We start from the raw sequence: 15,890 nt of genomic DNA, 5'->3' as shown, positions 1-15,890 counted from the left end.
GGCGTTTTATACCGATAACCGGGGCAAAATGCAAAATAAAAATGCACACTCTGCCACCGCTGTCAGGAAAAATTTCCAGCGCGTTTTCATCATCGATTGCGACCTGCATCAAAAAAAACTGGCAATCCGATGAATAAATCACCTAAAATAGCCATCCAGATGTTAATCCATCTATACTGATTAACACTCAGACTTCTTGTGACTATTTCCCGCAGTGCTAGCGGAATCATCCAGAAAAGTTAACGGATACAAAAGTTTGAGCTTAACGTACTCTCCTTAGGTGAAATAAAACATGGCAAAACACCTCTTTACGTCCGAGTCCGTATCTGAAGGGCATCCAGACAAAATTGCTGACCAAATCTCCGACGCCGTCCTGGACGCGATCCTCGAGCAGGATCCGAAAGCACGCGTTGCCTGTGAAACCTACGTCAAAACCGGCATGGTGCTGGTCGGTGGTGAAATCACTACCAGCGCATGGGTTGATATCGAAGAGATCACCCGTAACACCGTCCGCGAAATTGGCTATGTGCATTCCGATATGGGCTTTGACGCCAATTCCTGCGCGGTTCTGAGCGCGATTGGTAAACAATCTCCGGACATCAACCAGGGCGTTGACCGTGCGGATCCGCTGGAACAGGGTGCGGGTGACCAGGGCCTGATGTTTGGCTACGCCACCAACGAAACCGACGTGCTGATGCCAGCGCCAATCACTTATGCTCACCGTCTCGTGCAGCGTCAGGCTGAAGTACGTAAAAACGGCACCCTGCCATGGCTGCGCCCGGATGCGAAAAGTCAGGTCACTTTCCAGTATGATGACGGCAAAATCGCCGGTATCGATGCGGTGGTGCTGTCCACTCAGCACGCAGAAAATATCGATCAGAAATCGCTGCAGGAAGCGGTGATGGAAGAGATCATCAAACCGGTACTGCCGGCAGAGTGGCTGAATGCGTCGACCAAATTCTTCATCAACCCGACTGGCCGTTTTGTTATCGGCGGCCCGATGGGAGACTGCGGTCTGACCGGTCGTAAAATCATTGTTGATACCTACGGCGGCATGGCACGTCACGGCGGTGGCGCGTTCTCCGGTAAAGATCCGTCTAAAGTTGACCGTTCTGCGGCGTACGCGGCGCGTTATGTCGCGAAAAACATCGTGGCGGCGGGTCTGGCGGACCGTTGTGAAATTCAGGTGTCCTACGCCATCGGCGTGGCAGAGCCGACCTCCATCATGGTGGAAACTTTTGGTACTGAGAAAGTGCCGAGCGAGCAACTGACACTGCTGGTACGCGAATTCTTCGATCTGCGTCCGTACGGCCTGATCCAGATGCTGGATCTGCTGCACCCGATCTACAAAGAAACTGCGGCGTATGGTCACTTTGGTCGTGAACATTTCCCATGGGAAAAAACTGACAAAGCTGCGCTGCTGCGTGACGCTGCCGGTCTGAAATAATTCACCTGCTTTATGCGTAAAAGGCCAGCGTTATGCTGGCTTTTTTTATTGCTGCTATTATTAAATACGTGCCGCTCTCATCGTTTCGTTTACCGTTTCGCTGATAATAGTGAAAACGATTACACCATACGCTGTAACCGGTCATTCTCGCTTTTATTCCTTTCTCAACACTTTCATTGCGTTGTTACACTCTTTTTCAGTTAACTCTGAAAAATGGGATTTTCTGCGCTCTGGATACATTATACATCACTGATTTATTTATCTATTTTTATAATCACTTCATGCATTACGATGTAACCGATTACACCATTGTGATGCATATCACACTATCAACCGTCATCCTGGCCTACCCTTAAAATCGACAAAACTGATAATTCAATCGGAGGGCATAATGCCTGGCAATCAGAAACAGGGGCGTTCTAACAAGGCGATGACGTTTTTTGTCTGTTTTCTCGCAGCCCTGGCGGGATTACTGTTTGGCCTTGATATTGGTGTCATCGCGGGGGCGTTGCCCTTCATCACCGATGAGTTCCAGATCACCGCGCACACGCAAGAGTGGGTGGTCAGTTCAATGATGTTTGGCGCTGCCGTCGGCGCCGTCGGCAGCGGCTGGCTCTCTTATCGACTCGGGCGTAAGAAGAGCCTGATGATTGGCGCGATCCTGTTTGTGGCGGGTTCGCTGTTTTCAGCCGCGGCGCCAAACGTAGAAGTACTGATCCTTTCCCGCGTTCTGCTGGGTCTGGCCGTTGGCGTTGCATCTTACACCGCACCGCTTTATCTCTCTGAAATCGCGCCGGAAAAAATCCGCGGCAGCATGATTTCGATGTACCAGTTGATGATCACCATCGGGATCCTCGGCGCCTATCTGTCCGATACCGCCTTCAGCTACAGCGGTGCCTGGCGTTGGATGCTCGGCGTGATTATCATCCCGGCAATCCTGCTGCTGATCGGCGTCTTCTTCCTGCCGGATAGCCCGCGCTGGTTTGCGGCGAAACGGCGCTTCCATGATGCCGAGCGGGTGCTGTTACGCCTTCGTGACACCAGCGCCGAAGCGCGCAACGAGCTGGAAGAGATCCGTGAAAGCCTGAAGATTAAACAGACCGGCTGGGCGCTGTTCAAAGAGAACAGCAACTTCCGTCGCGCGGTATTCCTCGGCGTATTGTTGCAGGTGATGCAACAGTTCACCGGGATGAACGTCATCATGTACTACGCGCCAAAAATCTTTGAGCTGGCGGGATACACTAATACGAATGAGCAGATGTGGGGCACGGTGATTGTCGGCCTGACTAACGTGCTGGCGACCTTTATAGCGATCGGTCTTGTTGACCGCTGGGGCCGTAAACCCACGCTGATCCTCGGCTTCCTGGTGATGGCGGCAGGTATGGGCGTACTTGGTACGATGATGCATGTCGGCATTCATTCCACCACCGCGCAATACTTTGCCGTGGCGATGTTGTTGATGTTCATCATTGGTTTTGCGATGAGCGCCGGTCCGCTGATTTGGGTGTTGTGTTCTGAGATCCAGCCGCTGAAAGGCCGTGATTTTGGTATCACCTGTTCCACCGCCACCAACTGGATCGCCAACATGATTGTCGGCGCGACCTTCCTGACGATGCTCAATTCACTCGGCAACGCCAATACCTTCTGGGTGTACGGCGGCCTGAACCTGCTGTTCATTGTCCTGACGCTGTGGCTGGTGCCGGAAACCAAACACGTGTCGCTGGAACACATCGAGCGCAACCTGATGCGCGGTCGTCCTTTACGTGAAATTGGCGCGCACGACTAACCTCCCTGGCTTCCTCCCTTTCGGGGGGAAGCTTCTTATTGCACTCCCCCCTGCATCGAATTATTCTCTGGCGTTATGAAAACCCAGCGTATCCCTATCGCAACTCAGCAGGCCGTTATGCGCTGTCTGCGCGATAAACTGGCCCAGGCCAACCTGAAACTTGGCCGCAATTATCCGGAGCCGAAACTGGTGTACCATCAACGCGGCACCTCGGCGGGTACCGCGTGGCTGGAAACCTACGAAATACGCCTCAATCCCGTCCTGCTGATGGAAAACGAGCAGGAATTCATCGACGAAGTCGTTCCCCATGAACTGGCGCACTTGCTGGTATGGAAAACCTTTGGCCGCGTTTCGCCGCATGGCAAAGAGTGGAAATGGATGATGGAGGATGTGCTCGGCGTTCCGGCCCGGCGCACACACCGGTTTGAGCTTGGTTCAGTACGCACCAATACCTTCCCTTACCGCTGCAAATGCCAGCAGCACCAGCTCACTGTCCGGCGGCATAATCGGGTGGTGCGTGGCGAAGCGGTTTATCGCTGCAGGCAATGCGGCGAACCGCTGATGTCGGAATAACCGCCAGAATTATCAAGAACTTTCATGATTTAACTGATTGCATCCCGGAACAACTTTCGTTACGTTGCAGGCTCGCTTTAAGACGGAGTTTGTGATGTCCCGTACGCTGTTTTTTGCTGTCGCCTGTCTGGCGACAGCGTTTTCAGGCCATCTTCTGGCCGCAGGCATTCATAATTTTTCGCAGGCCAAAGCCGCCGGAGTCAAGGTAAATGCCGATGCGCCTGGCGACTTTTATTGCGGGTGTAAAATTAACTGGCAGGGGAAGAAAGGCGTCGTTGACCTCGACTCCTGTGGCTACAAAGTGCGTAAAAATGAAAACCGCGCCAGCCGCATTGAATGGGAACACGTGGTCCCTGCGTGGCAGTTTGGCCATCAACGTCAGTGCTGGCAGGATGGCGGGCGTAAAAACTGCGCGAAAGACCCGGTCTACCGCCAGATGGAAAGCGATATGCATAACCTGCAGCCCGCCGTGGGCGAGGTGAATGGCGATCGCGGGAACTTCATGTACAGCCAGTGGAATGGCGGCGAAGGTCAGTACGGCCAGTGCGCCATGAAAGTCGATTTTAAAAACAAACGCGCCGAGCCGCCACCGCGCGCCCGCGGTAGCATCGCCCGGACGTGGTTCTATATGCGCGATCGCTATCAGCTCACGCTTTCCCGCCAGCAGACGCAGTTGTTCACGGCCTGGGCGAAGCTGTATCCGGTCACGGAATGGGAGTGCGAGCGCGATGCGCGAATCGCAAAAATTCAGGGCAACCATAACCCGTACGTCCAGCACGCTTGCCAGCCGCAAAAGAGCTAACCTACACTAGCGGCCATTGTAAATTCAGAGTCCGGATATCAACAGTTATGCGCATTCCTCGCATTTATCACCCTGAAAGTATCACCGTGGGCAGCCAGATTGCCCTTTCCGATGATGCGGCTAACCACGTTGGTCGCGTGCTGCGTATGACCACCGGTCAGCAGGTGCAACTTTTCGACGGCAGCAATCAGGTGTTTGATGCCGATATCATTCAGGCGGATAAAAAAAGCGTCCGGGTCAGTGTTCAACGCGCCACCCTGGACGATCGCGAGTCGCCGCTCCATATTCATTTAGGTCAGGTGATGTCGCGCGGTGAAAAAATGGAATTCACTATCCAGAAATCGATAGAACTCGGTGTAAGCCTCATTACGCCACTGTTTTCTGAACGCTGCGGCGTTAAACTGGATGCTGAACGCCTGAATAAGAAGATCCAACAGTGGCAGAAAATCGCCATTGCGGCATGTGAACAGTGTGGCCGCAACCAGGTGCCGGAAATTCGCCCGGCGATGGATCTGGAAGCCTGGTGCGCCGAGCAGGACGACAGCCTGAAACTGAACCTGCACCCGCGCGCCAGCCAGAGTATCAACACGCTGCCGTTGCCGGTTGAACGCGTACGTTTGCTGATTGGCCCGGAAGGCGGGCTGTCGGCGGATGAAATCGCCATGACCGCGCGTTATCAGTTTACTGATATCCTGCTGGGACCTCGTGTTCTGCGTACAGAAACCACCGCGCTCACCGCCATTACCGCACTACAAGTGCGTTTTGGCGACCTGGGCTGATGCTTTAATGGAGAACGATAATGATTAAGCTAGGCATCGTGATGGATCCCATTGCGAACATCAACATCAAGAAAGACTCCAGCTTCGCTATGCTGCTGGAGGCACAGCGTCGTGGTTATGAACTCCATTATATGGAGATGAACGATCTGTATCTGATCAACGGCGAAGCCCGCGCACATACGCGCACGTTCAGCGTTGAGCAGAACTATGACAAGTGGTACGAATTCAGCAGCGAACAGGATCTGGCGCTCGCCGATCTCGACGTGATCCTGATGCGTAAGGATCCGCCGTTTGACACCGAATACATCTACGCGACCTATATTTTAGAGCGCGCAGAAGAGAAAGGGACGCTTATCGTCAACAAGCCGCAGAGTCTGCGCGATTGTAACGAAAAACTGTACACCGCCTGGTTTGCCGATCTGACGCCGGAAACGCTGGTTACTCGTAGCAAAACGCAACTGAAAGCCTTCTGGCAGAAGCACGGCGACATCATCATGAAACCGCTGGACGGCATGGGCGGCTCTTCCATTTTCCGCGTTAAAGAGGGTGACCCTAACATCGCGGTAATTGCGGAAACCCTGACCGAGCTGGGCACCCGCTACTGCATGGCACAAAACTATCTGCCGGCGATCAAAGACGGTGATAAGCGCGTGCTGGTGGTTGACGGCGAACCAGTGCCTTATTGCCTGGCGCGTATTCCTCAGGGCGGCGAAACGCGCGGCAACCTGGCGGCCGGTGGTCGCGGCGAACCGCGTCCGCTGACGGAAAGCGACTGGGAAATTGCCCGAAAAGTGGGCCCGACGCTGAAAGCGAAAGGACTGATCTTCGTTGGTCTTGATATCATTGGTGACCGCCTGACCGAAATCAACGTCACCAGCCCGACCTGCATTCGCGAAATCGAAGCAGAATTTCCGATTTCCATCACCGGTATGCTGATGGATGCTATCGAAAAGCGTCTGGCCAAGTAAACTACGCGGGCGAAGGGAACCGCCCGCGCTCGACAGCACCCTTGCTTATCCAGCATACTGGGTGCTGCTTTTTCAAACAGGACACAGAACCTCTGACAATGAATTTACAGCACCACTTTCTTATTGCCATGCCTGCGCTTCAGGATCCGATCTTTCGTCGCTCTGTTGTTTATATCTGTGAATACAATGATGATGGCGCCATGGGGATTATCATCAATAAACCGCTGGAAAATCTTCAGGTTGAAGGCATTCTGGAAAAACTGAAGATTGTTCCTGAACCACGCGATCCCGCCGTCCGCCTGGACAAGCCGGTGATGCTCGGGGGTCCGCTGGCTGAAGATCGTGGTTTTATCCTCCATACGCCGCCGTCTGATTTCTCCTCCAGCATCCGCATTTCCGACAATACCGTGATCACCACTTCCCGCGATGTGCTTGAAACGCTCGGTACCACAGAGCAGCCGTCTCAGGTGCTGGTGGCACTCGGTTACTCTTCCTGGGAGAAGGGCCAACTGGAGCAGGAGATCCTCGACAACGCCTGGCTGACCGCCCCGGCAGATCTGAATATTCTGTTCAGGACACCTATCGCTGACCGCTGGCGCGAGGCCGCAAAACTGATCGGCATTGATATTCTGACCATGCCGGGCGTAGCGGGGCATGCATGATGAGTGGAACACTGCTGGCTTTTGATTTTGGAACGAGAAGCATTGGTGTGGCAGTAGGCCAGCGCATTACCGGCACCGCACGTCCACTGAATGCGATCAAAGCGCAGGACGGTACGCCTGACTGGAACAGCATTGAACGCCTGCTGAAAGAGTGGCAACCGGATAATGTGATTGTCGGTTTGCCCCTGAATATGGACGGAACAGAACAACCGCTGACCGCCCGCGCACGCAATTTCGCCAACAAAATTCATGGCCGCTTTGGCGTCCAGGTCACGCTGCATGACGAACGTCTGAGCACCGTAGAAGCAAAATCCGGGCTGTTTGAGCGCGGCGGTTTCCGGGCGCTCAACAAAGGCAGCGTCGATTCCGCCTCCGCCGTGATTATCCTGGAAAGCTTTTTCGAGCAGGGCTACTAACCCTTCCGGGTGCGCCCATGGCACCCGGCAACCGTAACGGTCAGTGACGCAAATGCTCATTCGCCCAGCTTACCGCCTGGGTTCTGTTCTTCACGCTCAACTTACGAAAAACGTTATACAAATGGGTGCGCACGGTATTTTCGCTGATAAACAAGGCACGGGCGATATCCATGTTCGTCGCGCCGTGACGTAATTCATTGAGGATCTCGCACTCGCGTTCAGTCAGCGGAACATTATCATCGGTATCAGAACTATTATTCGCCGCATACATCGCCGGATGCATCACGCTCAGCTCGGCCGTCTGCTCGCCATTTAACATTGCGCGAATCCCCTCGAATAAGCGTGATTCATCGTCGTCATGGCGGAATACGCCATACAGAGAAGGCCATTGCGCCATTTCGTATAACTCATACTTCTGCGCGCTATTGATAATTAACAGGCGGGGCGCATCAGCCTGAGTACGAATAAGATCACGCCAGATGCCATTCAGCTTTTTGTTGGATATTGCGATATCAAATAACACCACCACACCTTTTGGCAGACGGTGTGTCAGGGGTTTATTAATGTTATGAACTTCGACGGAAATCTGCAGCACATCAGAAAGGTATGAAGCAAACGTATTTGCCTGCACGGACGGATGGGTAATAAATAGCAGGTGTCGTGCCCCCTGCGATTTCTGAGATATATCAATCATTTAAACTCTCCTTAGTTACGATCACCTTCATGGTGGCTAAATGAAGAAAAAATAAAAAAACATTTTTTTACTATTTATAAAAAAGAACAGCAAAAATTAAACCCGATTTTCTAAGAAACATCCTATTTCCGTACTCAGAATAGAACGAACGTATGAGGATAGTCAAAAGATATCACGCTTTCTTTTACACCAATCACAATACAATCTAATGAGTTGCTCGTAATTTGTTCACTACCCTGTCACCAGTAATCTTTCTGCAAAACCGATAACGTGCGGGATATTACCGGAAGGAAAGAACATCTCATACCGTGAAAGATTCACCACCTCGTCTTTTCAACATCAATATATTTTATGTTTCACACAGGCTCATTGTGTGTATATATTTATATCAATAATGATTTACTGCAATTCTCAATATAAAAATATAATTTATGAAATTGATGACCATCAAATTCACCGATTAAATTCGTCCTGCGGCAACCCGTTGCTGATAACTCTGGGTGAAGGTCTGCATGCCGGACTGCTGCCCGGTTTGCATCACGCCCGGCAACTGATGCCCCTTCCCTTCGCGGATCAGATTGGCGACGGCAGGTGTATTGACCAGCAGCTCATACAGCGCCACCCGGCTCCCCTGTTTCTCCGCCACCAGTTTTTGCGCCAGCACCGCGCAAAGGCTCCCGGCTAGCTGACTGCGCACCTGCTCCTTTTCCTGTACCGGGAAAACGTCCACCAGCCGCTCCACCGCCGAGGCGGCGCTTCGGGTGTGCAGTGTCGCCAGCACCAGATGCCCCGTTTCCGCCGCCGTCAGCGCCAGTTTGATGGTTTCGCGATCACGCAACTCGCCGAGCAGGATCACATCGGGATCCTGACGCAGCGCGGCACGCAGCCCGTCGGCGAAAGATAAAAAGTGTGATCCCAGTTCCCGCTGCTGGATCAGACAACGTTCGCTGTGATGGATAAATTCCACCGGATCTTCCAGTGTCAGAATATGCCCGTCCAGATGGTGGTTGAGGTGATCCACCATCGCCGCGAGGGTGGTGGATTTTCCGCTGCCGGTCGCGCCAGTTACCAGAATCAACCCGCTCTCTTTATGCAGCAGATTATCCAGCGCCGGCGGTACGGCAAGCGCTGCCAGTTGCGGACACTGTCCTGGCAACAAACGCAGCGCCAGCGACACGCCCTGCGTATTGACAAACGCACTGGCGCGCAGGCGTTTGCCATCCGTCAGCGCGACAGCGAAATCGGCCTGCTGATGCTCCTGCCACGCCGCGCGCTGCTCCGCCGACAGCCAGCCTGCGAGCAACGATTCGACATCAGGCGCAGGGAACGGCGCGGGCTCAAGCCGCCCCTGCCGACGCCAGCGCGGTGCTCTGCTACTGCACAGGTGTAGATCCGAGACATTATGCTTTACACTAAGCTCCACGATTTCTTGTATATCCATATACCCACCAGGAAAAATGAACGACATTGCGCATAACCTGGCACAGGTCCGGGACAAAATCCTGACCGCGGCTGCACGATGCGGCCGTGATTCAGAAGAAGTTACGTTGCTTGCAGTCAGTAAAACAAAACCTGCGAGCGCCATCGAAGAAGCTATCGCTGCAGGTCAGCGTGCATTTGGTGAAAACTACGTTCAGGAAGGGGTGGATAAAATCCGCTACTTTCAGGATGCAGGCCACAGCGATCTGCAATGGCACTTTATCGGCCCGTTGCAGTCCAACAAAAGCCGTCTGGTCGCTGAGCATTTTGACTGGTGCCATACCATCGATCGCCTGAAAATTGCGGCCCGCTTAAGCGAACAGCGGCCTGCAAATCTGCCGCCACTCAACGTGCTGATCCAGATTAATATCAGCGATGAACAGAGTAAATCTGGTATCCCGCTGGCATCACTGGACGCGCTGGCAGCGGAGATCGTCGAGTTGCCGGGCATCCGGCTTCGCGGCCTGATGGCCATTCCGGCACCGGAAGCGGAATATGAAAGGCAGTTTGCCGTTGCCCGACAAATGGCAGTAGCATTTGCCGAACTAAAAACACGCTACCCGACAGTCGATACGCTCTCACTGGGCATGTCGGATGATATGGACGCTGCCATCGCAGCAGGTAGCACAATGGTACGCATCGGCACCGCCATTTTCGGTGCGCGTGATTACACAAAAAAATAAAGGAAACTAAGGAACGCCATGATTACCTTGTCCACTTTGTTAGCTCTGGTTCTCCAGATTTACACGATGGTGCTGTTGCTTCGTATCTGGATGCAGTGGGCACGGTGTGATTTTTACAATCCCTTTTCCCAGTTCATCGTGAAAGTCACCCAGCCTGTTGTCGGGCCGCTGCGCCGCATTCTGCCATCGATGGGGCCGATTGACAGCGCCTCGCTGTTGATTGCGCTGATCCTTTGCGCCATTAAAGGCTTTTTCTGCCCGTACGTTTCCGTAGGCGGCGCCGCCATTGCGATTGCCGCGCTGCTGGTACTGGTTAAAACGCTGGGTTCGCTGATCTTCTGGGTGCTGCTGGCGATGGCGATCATGAGCTGGGTCAGCCAGGGACGCAGCCCGGTGGAATATGTGCTGATGCAACTGGCCGATCCGCTGCTGCGTCCTATCCGCAGCTTCCTGCCCTCCATGGGTGGCATCGACTTTTCACCGATGATCCTCGTGCTGCTGATGTATGTCATTAATATGGGCGTTGGTGAATTGCTGACCAACATTTCTATGCCGCTGGCGATCATCTGGGGTTGGGCTTGAGTGCAGTCACCCCCTGCAGCGACGGGCTGGTGCTTCGGCTGTACATTCAGCCCAAAGCCAGCCGCGACAGCATTGTGGGCGTGCATGGCGACGAGTTAAAAGTCGCCATCACCGCCCCGCCTGTCGACGGTCAGGCGAACGCACATCTGGTAAAATTCCTCGCCAAACAGTTTCGGGTTGCAAAAAGCCAGGTCATCATTGAAAAAGGCGAACTCGGACGTCATAAGCAAGTTAAAATTGTCGATCCGCAAAACATCCCGACTGACGTCGCGGCACTGATAAATTAGGATATCCCATGCAAAAAGTTGTCCTCGCCACCGGTAACGCCGGTAAAGTGCGTGAACTGGCTACGCTGCTTAGCGATTTTGGCCTCGATATTGTCGCTCAGACAGAGCTCGGCGTAGACTCGGCTGAAGAGACGGGCCTGACGTTTATCGAAAACGCCATTCTGAAAGCGCGTCATGCCGCGCAGATCACCGGTCTGCCAGCCATTGCCGATGATTCTGGTCTGGCAGTTGATGCGCTTGGCGGCGCGCCGGGCATTTACTCCGCCCGCTATGCAGGTGTGGAAGCGACCGACCGTGAGAATCTGGAAAAATTGCTGAACACGCTACATGATGTGCCGGACGAGCAGCGCCATGCACAGTTCCACTGTGTGCTGGTTTACCTGCGCCATGCGGAAGATCCCACTCCACTGGTATGCCATGGCCGCTGGCCGGGCGTGATCACCCGTGAACCTGCCGGTCAGGGCGGTTTTGGCTACGATCCCATCTTCTTTGTGCCGTCAGAAGGTAAAACCGCCGCTGAACTGACTCACGAAGAAAAAATCGCCATTTCCCATCGTGGTCAGGCGCTGAAAACGTTACTGGAAGCATTACGCAATGGCTGATTTACCGCCGCTGAGTCTTTACATTCATATTCCGTGGTGCGTGCAGAAATGCCCGTACTGCGACTTTAACTCGCATGCGCTCAAGGGTGAGGTGCCGCACGACGACTACGTTCAGCATCTGTTACGCGATCTGGACGCAGATATCGTGTACGCGCAGGGCCGGGACGTAAAGACCATTTTCATCGGTGGCGGTACGCCGAGCCTGCTTTCAGGCGAGGCGATGCAATCTCTGCTCGACGGCGTTCGCGCCCGTCTGACTCTGGCTGCGGATGCAGAAATCACCATGGAGGCGAACCCGGGCACGGTTGAGGCAGACCGTTTTACCGACTACCAGCGTGCCGGCGTCAACCGTATTTCCATCGGCGTGCAGAGCTTCAGTGAGGCAAAATTGCAGCGTCTCGGGCGTATTCACGGGCCGGAAGAGGCAAAGCGTGCCGCACGGCTGGCGAGCGGCCTCGGACTGCGCAGTTTTAACCTCGATCTGATGCATGGCTTGCCGGACCAAACGCTCGACGAGGCACTGGACGATCTGCGTCAGGCTATCGAACTGGAACCGCCGCATCTCTCGTGGTACCAGCTCACCATTGAGCCGAACACGCTGTTTGGTTCGCGCCCGCCGGTACTCCCTGACGACGATGCATTGTGGGATATTTTCGAGCAAGGCCATCAGCTACTGACAGCGGCGGGGTATCAGCAATATGAAACCTCGGCCTATGCAAAACCGGGCTATCAGTGTCAGCATAACCTCAACTACTGGCGCTTTGGCGATTATCTGGGGATTGGCTGCGGCGCGCACGGCAAAGTGACTTTCCCTGACGGACGCATTCTGCGCACCGCCAAAACCCGCCACCCGCGCGGTTATATGGCAGGCCGCTACCTTGAGCGCCAGCACGACGTGGCAACAGATGACAAACCGTTCGAATTCTTTATGAACCGCTTCCGTCTGCTGGAACCCGCCCCCCGCGCCGAATTTGTACGCTACACCGGTTTAACTGAAGCGGCGATTCGCCCGCAACTCGATGCAGCGCTGGCGCAAGGGTACATCACAGAGTGCGAGCAATTCTGGCAGATAACCGACCAGGGTAAGCTGTTCCTCAACTCACTGCTGGAGCTGTTCCTCGCCGATGAGGAGTGAGCGCTAATGAATGACGCCGTTTCGGCGCAGATAAGCGATGTCGCGATCCCAGCGCTCTAAACGGTGCTGCGCTTCATCGCTGCTGGTGTTCAGTTTCATCAATTCGGTACGCAGCTCACCCTGTTTAAGCCGCAATGGCTGAAGTGCATCATCCCGCGCCGCCATTTCGTCCTTGATCTTGTTGCTCATGATTTTGAACTGGACTGAATACTTGCGCCGCTGATCGCTCAACGCGATATCCCGCGCTTTTCGCAGCGGTGTCGCATCGCAGTCTGATTTTTTCTGACAGGCTTCCAGCGCGGGTTCATAGACGGTGGCGTTGTAGTGATTTTCAAATTTCAGCGGGTCGTTGTCTTTGCCAAACTGATGCAGCTCCTGCAGCAACGTGGTTTGCACGTCATTCCGGCTCAATGGTTTCCCGGTTTTATCCTCTCCCCAGCTGGCATTGATTTGCTGTTCGAGCGCCTCGATTTCCTGCTCAAGCGCTTTTTGCCGGGTCAGCGATTCCTGCTGTCTGGCTTTCAGCGCAGCATAATCGGCATTGATTTTCGCCAGCCGCGCATCGAAACCGAAGTCGTTAACAATGAGGTATTTGTCCTGATTGTCAGCGTCTTCCAGCGGATGACCGATATTTTTCGCCGCCGCCTGCATAGAGAGGAAGGAGGTCGTCCAGCCAGACTCTGGCGTACCGGTCGCTGTCATCATGGCGGAAAATTTCACTGGCTTGCCTTTGGTCCAGGTTTTTTCCACCAATTGATAATCTGCCGCCATCCCGACGATAGCGTATAAATCTTCCGTCGCCGACATATCGCCTTTTACCGAATACGTCGCCTGATTACCACGTGCATTGAGGGGTTCGAGGGTGATGGCTTCAAGATGAAAGAGGCCGTTGTACTGTTCGCTGAACTGCTGGCTCAGCACCGGATAAGTGGGGGCATTACTGGTTGCCAATGCCGTCAGCGAGGCAAAGAAGAGCAATGAAGCGGTAATGATTCCCTGTATTTTCATGGAGATATCCTTGTGAAGGTCGAATGACTCCGCACAGGATAAAAGAGATGGCCTTTCGCGACGGATAAATGAATTCCGAAATATCGGCTTTCTGTCCGAAAACAGAAAGCCGGATAATTGACTACTTCAGCGTTCCTACCAGCGCCTTGCGGCTGTCTTCCAGAGAGACCACGCGCGCGCAGACATCTTTACCGAACTTCTGGAAATCATCTTCCTGCGTTTTCCATTCGTTCTGAATCGCGGTTTGCAGCCCGCCGAGGCTGCCTAAAACGCCCTGCAGCGGATTACCGCCACCTTTGAGCACCGCTTTCGCACCGACTTCATTAATGCTGTCCTGCAGGATGCCGCCCATGGCCTGATTCACCAGTTGCTGGCCGTCAGCACGCACCTGATCGATCGCTTTATAATGGAACGTCAGGCCATCGCTGCGATGCTCAATGATTCGGTTCATCTGCTCTTTCAACTGGGCGTCCAGTTTGGTCAGACGGCTACGCATACTGCTGCTTTCACCGACCTGTTCGGAGATGATTTTATCCAGCGCCACGCGGCTTTTTTCGACGCGGGTTCGGGCGCCTTCGTCGATCCACGGCAGCGCGCTGCGTAAATCGGTCTGATAATCTTTGGCCTGCTCACGCTGGGCCGCGGAGAGGTTGTACTGTTTTCCGTTGTACATCACGTTGCCGTCCGGCGTGATGACCAGGTTGCCGTTCTCCCCTTTCACCTGTACGGTTTGCGGGCTCAAAATCACATCGTCACGCGGGGTGACGCTGCACTGATAATCGGCCTGGGCGGCGAACGCCGTCAGCGTCAGCGCCGCAGCGAGCAGCGTATTGCGCATCATAATCTTCCCTCAAGACAAAACGGGCCGGCATTTGCCGGCCCTTTCGTTAACTTAGTCCCACCAGACGTCGAAAAGTTCGCTGATGCGCACATCTTCGAATTTGCGGTCTTCCAGCCACTTACGGACAATGGCCTGATGCTCTTCGGTGCATTTACCGATTTCCTGCATGCAGATAAGCCCTTCCCAGGCCAGGTAGCCGCTGCCGTCAAACGCCAGTTTGTTCGGCTCAATCACGTCGTTGATGAAGTCATCGACAGTTTTATCGATCACGTCTTCGCTGGTACCTTCCGGAAAACGCCATGCGATCGAAAATCCTAATTCCTGGAATTCGTCGATATGCATTTTCTTACGCAGACGACGGCTACGGTTCTTTGCCATTATTTCACCCTCTCGAACATTAAGTCCCATACGCCGTGACCAAGACGATGGCCACGTTGTTCAAATTTGGTCACCGGACGTGATTCCGGGCGCGGTACATAGTCGTTGCTTTCTGACAGGTTTTTATAGCCCTCAAGCGAGGACATCACTTCCAGCATATGCTCCGCATATGGCTCCCAGTCAGTCGCCATGTGGAATACCCCGCCGAGCTTCAGCTTGCTTTTGACCAGCTCAGCAAACGGTCCCTGAACGATACGGCGTTTATTATGACGTGCTTTGTGCCACGGGTCAGGGAAAAAGAGCTGCACCATGTTCAGAGAATTGTCAGGAATCATTTTATGCAGCACTTCCACCGCGTCGTGACACATCACGCGCAGGTTCTCAACCCCTTCTTCATGGGCAGAACTCAGGCAGGCACCCACGCCTGGCGAATGTACTTCAATGCCGAGGAAATTTTGTTCTGGTTTCGCTTTCGCCATCGCGACCAGCGACGCGCCCATGCCGAAACCAATCTCCAGCGTGACCGGCGCGCAGCGGCCAAACAGGGTATCAAAATCGACCGGCTGTTCGCTGAATTCGACGCCCATCACCGGCCAGTAGTTATCCAGCGCATGCTGTTGCCCTTTCGTCAGGCGCCCCTGGCGGCGGACGAAGCTACGAATACGGCGCAGCGGGCGACCGTTTTCATCAAATTCCGGTGAGATGACGTCGTTATTCATAAAAATTATGTCTGCTTGTGAGAATGTTCGGGAAACGGGCATTATCCAA

General features: G+C 53.9%; 19 protein-coding genes. 13 read left to right on the top strand and 6 right to left on the bottom strand.

The genetic code is table 11. The features are described 5' to 3' along the window. Positions 1-292 precede the first annotated feature (292 nt). The 8 genes from metK to ruvX all read left to right on the top strand — a co-directional run bounded on the left by metK (position 293) and on the right by ruvX (position 7,433). Positions 293-1,447: a methionine adenosyltransferase gene (gene metK, locus QMG90_RS04520; RefSeq protein ID WP_038158165.1), complete on the top strand. Its 1,155-nt coding sequence runs from the start codon at positions 293-295 to the stop codon at positions 1,445-1,447. A 391-nt stretch (positions 1,448-1,838) separates the two neighbouring features. Then, positions 1,839-3,233: a sugar porter family MFS transporter gene (locus QMG90_RS04515; protein WP_283282772.1), complete on the top strand. Its 1,395-nt coding sequence runs from the start codon at positions 1,839-1,841 to the stop codon at positions 3,231-3,233. Between the two features lie 75 nt (positions 3,234-3,308). Next, a complete protein-coding gene (locus tag QMG90_RS04510) occupies positions 3,309-3,806 on the top strand; it encodes a SprT family zinc-dependent metalloprotease (RefSeq protein ID WP_283282771.1) in 498 nt (165 codons plus the stop codon). Positions 3,807-3,900: 94 nt separating this feature from the next. Next, complete coding sequence (gene endA, locus QMG90_RS04505) at positions 3,901-4,608, top strand: deoxyribonuclease I (RefSeq protein ID WP_283282770.1); 708 nt, start codon at positions 3,901-3,903, stop codon at positions 4,606-4,608. A 47-nt stretch (positions 4,609-4,655) separates the two neighbouring features. Then, positions 4,656-5,387 (top strand): 16S rRNA (uracil(1498)-N(3))-methyltransferase, encoded by a 732-nt coding sequence (gene rsmE, locus QMG90_RS04500; protein WP_283282769.1) that lies wholly within the window; start codon positions 4,656-4,658, stop codon positions 5,385-5,387. A 20-nt stretch (positions 5,388-5,407) separates the two neighbouring features. Next, positions 5,408-6,355, top strand: a complete 948-nt coding sequence (gshB, locus tag QMG90_RS04495) for a glutathione synthase (protein ID WP_283282768.1) — start codon at positions 5,408-5,410, stop codon at positions 6,353-6,355. A gap of 98 nt (positions 6,356-6,453) precedes the next feature. Then, positions 6,454-7,017 (top strand): YqgE/AlgH family protein, encoded by a 564-nt coding sequence (locus tag QMG90_RS04490; protein ID WP_283282767.1) that lies wholly within the window; start codon positions 6,454-6,456, stop codon positions 7,015-7,017. After that, positions 7,017-7,433, top strand: coding sequence for a Holliday junction resolvase RuvX (gene ruvX, locus QMG90_RS04485; protein ID WP_283283884.1), 417 nt, complete (start codon positions 7,017-7,019; stop codon positions 7,431-7,433). Before QMG90_RS04490 ends, ruvX begins: the two co-directional genes overlap by 1 nt. A gap of 40 nt (positions 7,434-7,473) precedes the next feature. On the opposite strand, the gene QMG90_RS04480 is transcribed toward ruvX, so the two are convergent. Together QMG90_RS04480 and QMG90_RS04475 are read right to left on the bottom strand one after the other, a co-directional pair. Next, a complete protein-coding gene (locus QMG90_RS04480) occupies positions 7,474-8,127 on the bottom strand; it encodes a LuxR C-terminal-related transcriptional regulator (RefSeq protein ID WP_283282766.1) in 654 nt (217 codons plus the stop codon). Between the two features lie 460 nt (positions 8,128-8,587). Continuing rightward, positions 8,588-9,568 carry a type IV pilus twitching motility protein PilT gene (locus QMG90_RS04475; protein ID WP_283282765.1) on the bottom strand — a complete coding sequence of 327 codons (981 nt, stop codon included), beginning with the start codon at positions 9,566-9,568 and terminating at the stop codon, positions 8,588-8,590. Between the two features lie 16 nt (positions 9,569-9,584). Between QMG90_RS04475 and QMG90_RS04470 the strand changes: the two genes are divergently transcribed. From QMG90_RS04470 to hemW, 5 genes are read left to right on the top strand one after another with little or no spacing between them, the layout of a single operon-like run. Further along, positions 9,585-10,289 (top strand): YggS family pyridoxal phosphate-dependent enzyme, encoded by a 705-nt coding sequence (locus QMG90_RS04470; protein ID WP_283282764.1) that lies wholly within the window; start codon positions 9,585-9,587, stop codon positions 10,287-10,289. 18 nt (positions 10,290-10,307) lie between these two features. Then, positions 10,308-10,871: a YggT family protein gene (locus tag QMG90_RS04465; protein WP_283282763.1), complete on the top strand. Its 564-nt coding sequence runs from the start codon at positions 10,308-10,310 to the stop codon at positions 10,869-10,871. After that, a complete protein-coding gene (gene yggU / locus QMG90_RS04460; protein ID WP_283282762.1) occupies positions 10,868-11,158 on the top strand; it encodes a DUF167 family protein YggU in 291 nt (96 codons plus the stop codon). Before QMG90_RS04465 ends, yggU begins: the two co-directional genes overlap by 4 nt. A gap of 8 nt (positions 11,159-11,166) precedes the next feature. Further along, positions 11,167-11,760 carry an XTP/dITP diphosphatase gene (locus QMG90_RS04455; protein WP_283282761.1) on the top strand — a complete coding sequence of 198 codons (594 nt, stop codon included), beginning with the start codon at positions 11,167-11,169 and terminating at the stop codon, positions 11,758-11,760. Then, positions 11,753-12,895 carry a radical SAM family heme chaperone HemW gene (gene hemW, locus QMG90_RS04450; protein ID WP_283282760.1) on the top strand — a complete coding sequence of 381 codons (1,143 nt, stop codon included), beginning with the start codon at positions 11,753-11,755 and terminating at the stop codon, positions 12,893-12,895. The genes QMG90_RS04455 and hemW overlap by 8 nt, the downstream gene beginning before the upstream one ends. 3 nt (positions 12,896-12,898) lie before the next feature. On the opposite strand, the gene QMG90_RS04445 is transcribed toward hemW, so the two are convergent. From QMG90_RS04445 to trmB, 4 genes are all read right to left on the bottom strand, one after another. Then, positions 12,899-13,903, bottom strand: a complete 1,005-nt coding sequence (locus QMG90_RS04445; protein ID WP_283282759.1) for a DUF1202 family protein — start codon at positions 13,901-13,903, stop codon at positions 12,899-12,901. Between the two features lie 121 nt (positions 13,904-14,024). Continuing rightward, on the bottom strand, positions 14,025-14,744 hold the full coding sequence (locus QMG90_RS04440) for a YggN family protein (RefSeq protein WP_283282758.1): 720 nt from the start codon (positions 14,742-14,744) through the stop codon (positions 14,025-14,027). A gap of 51 nt (positions 14,745-14,795) precedes the next feature. After that, positions 14,796-15,122: a YggL family protein gene (locus tag QMG90_RS04435; protein ID WP_038158200.1), complete on the bottom strand. Its 327-nt coding sequence runs from the start codon at positions 15,120-15,122 to the stop codon at positions 14,796-14,798. Beyond that, on the bottom strand, positions 15,122-15,841 hold the full coding sequence (gene trmB, locus QMG90_RS04430; protein WP_038158204.1) for a tRNA (guanosine(46)-N7)-methyltransferase TrmB: 720 nt from the start codon (positions 15,839-15,841) through the stop codon (positions 15,122-15,124). The genes QMG90_RS04435 and trmB overlap by 1 nt, the downstream gene beginning before the upstream one ends. Between the last annotated feature and the right edge of the window lie 49 nt (positions 15,842-15,890).

Origin of the sequence: Trabulsiella odontotermitis, from assembly GCF_030053895.1 — a bacterium.
Lineage (GTDB): Bacteria > Pseudomonadota > Gammaproteobacteria > Enterobacterales > Enterobacteriaceae > Trabulsiella > Trabulsiella odontotermitis_C.
Note: the sequence above shows the minus strand (reverse complement) of the source record. Positions and strands in the feature narration are given on the sequence as shown.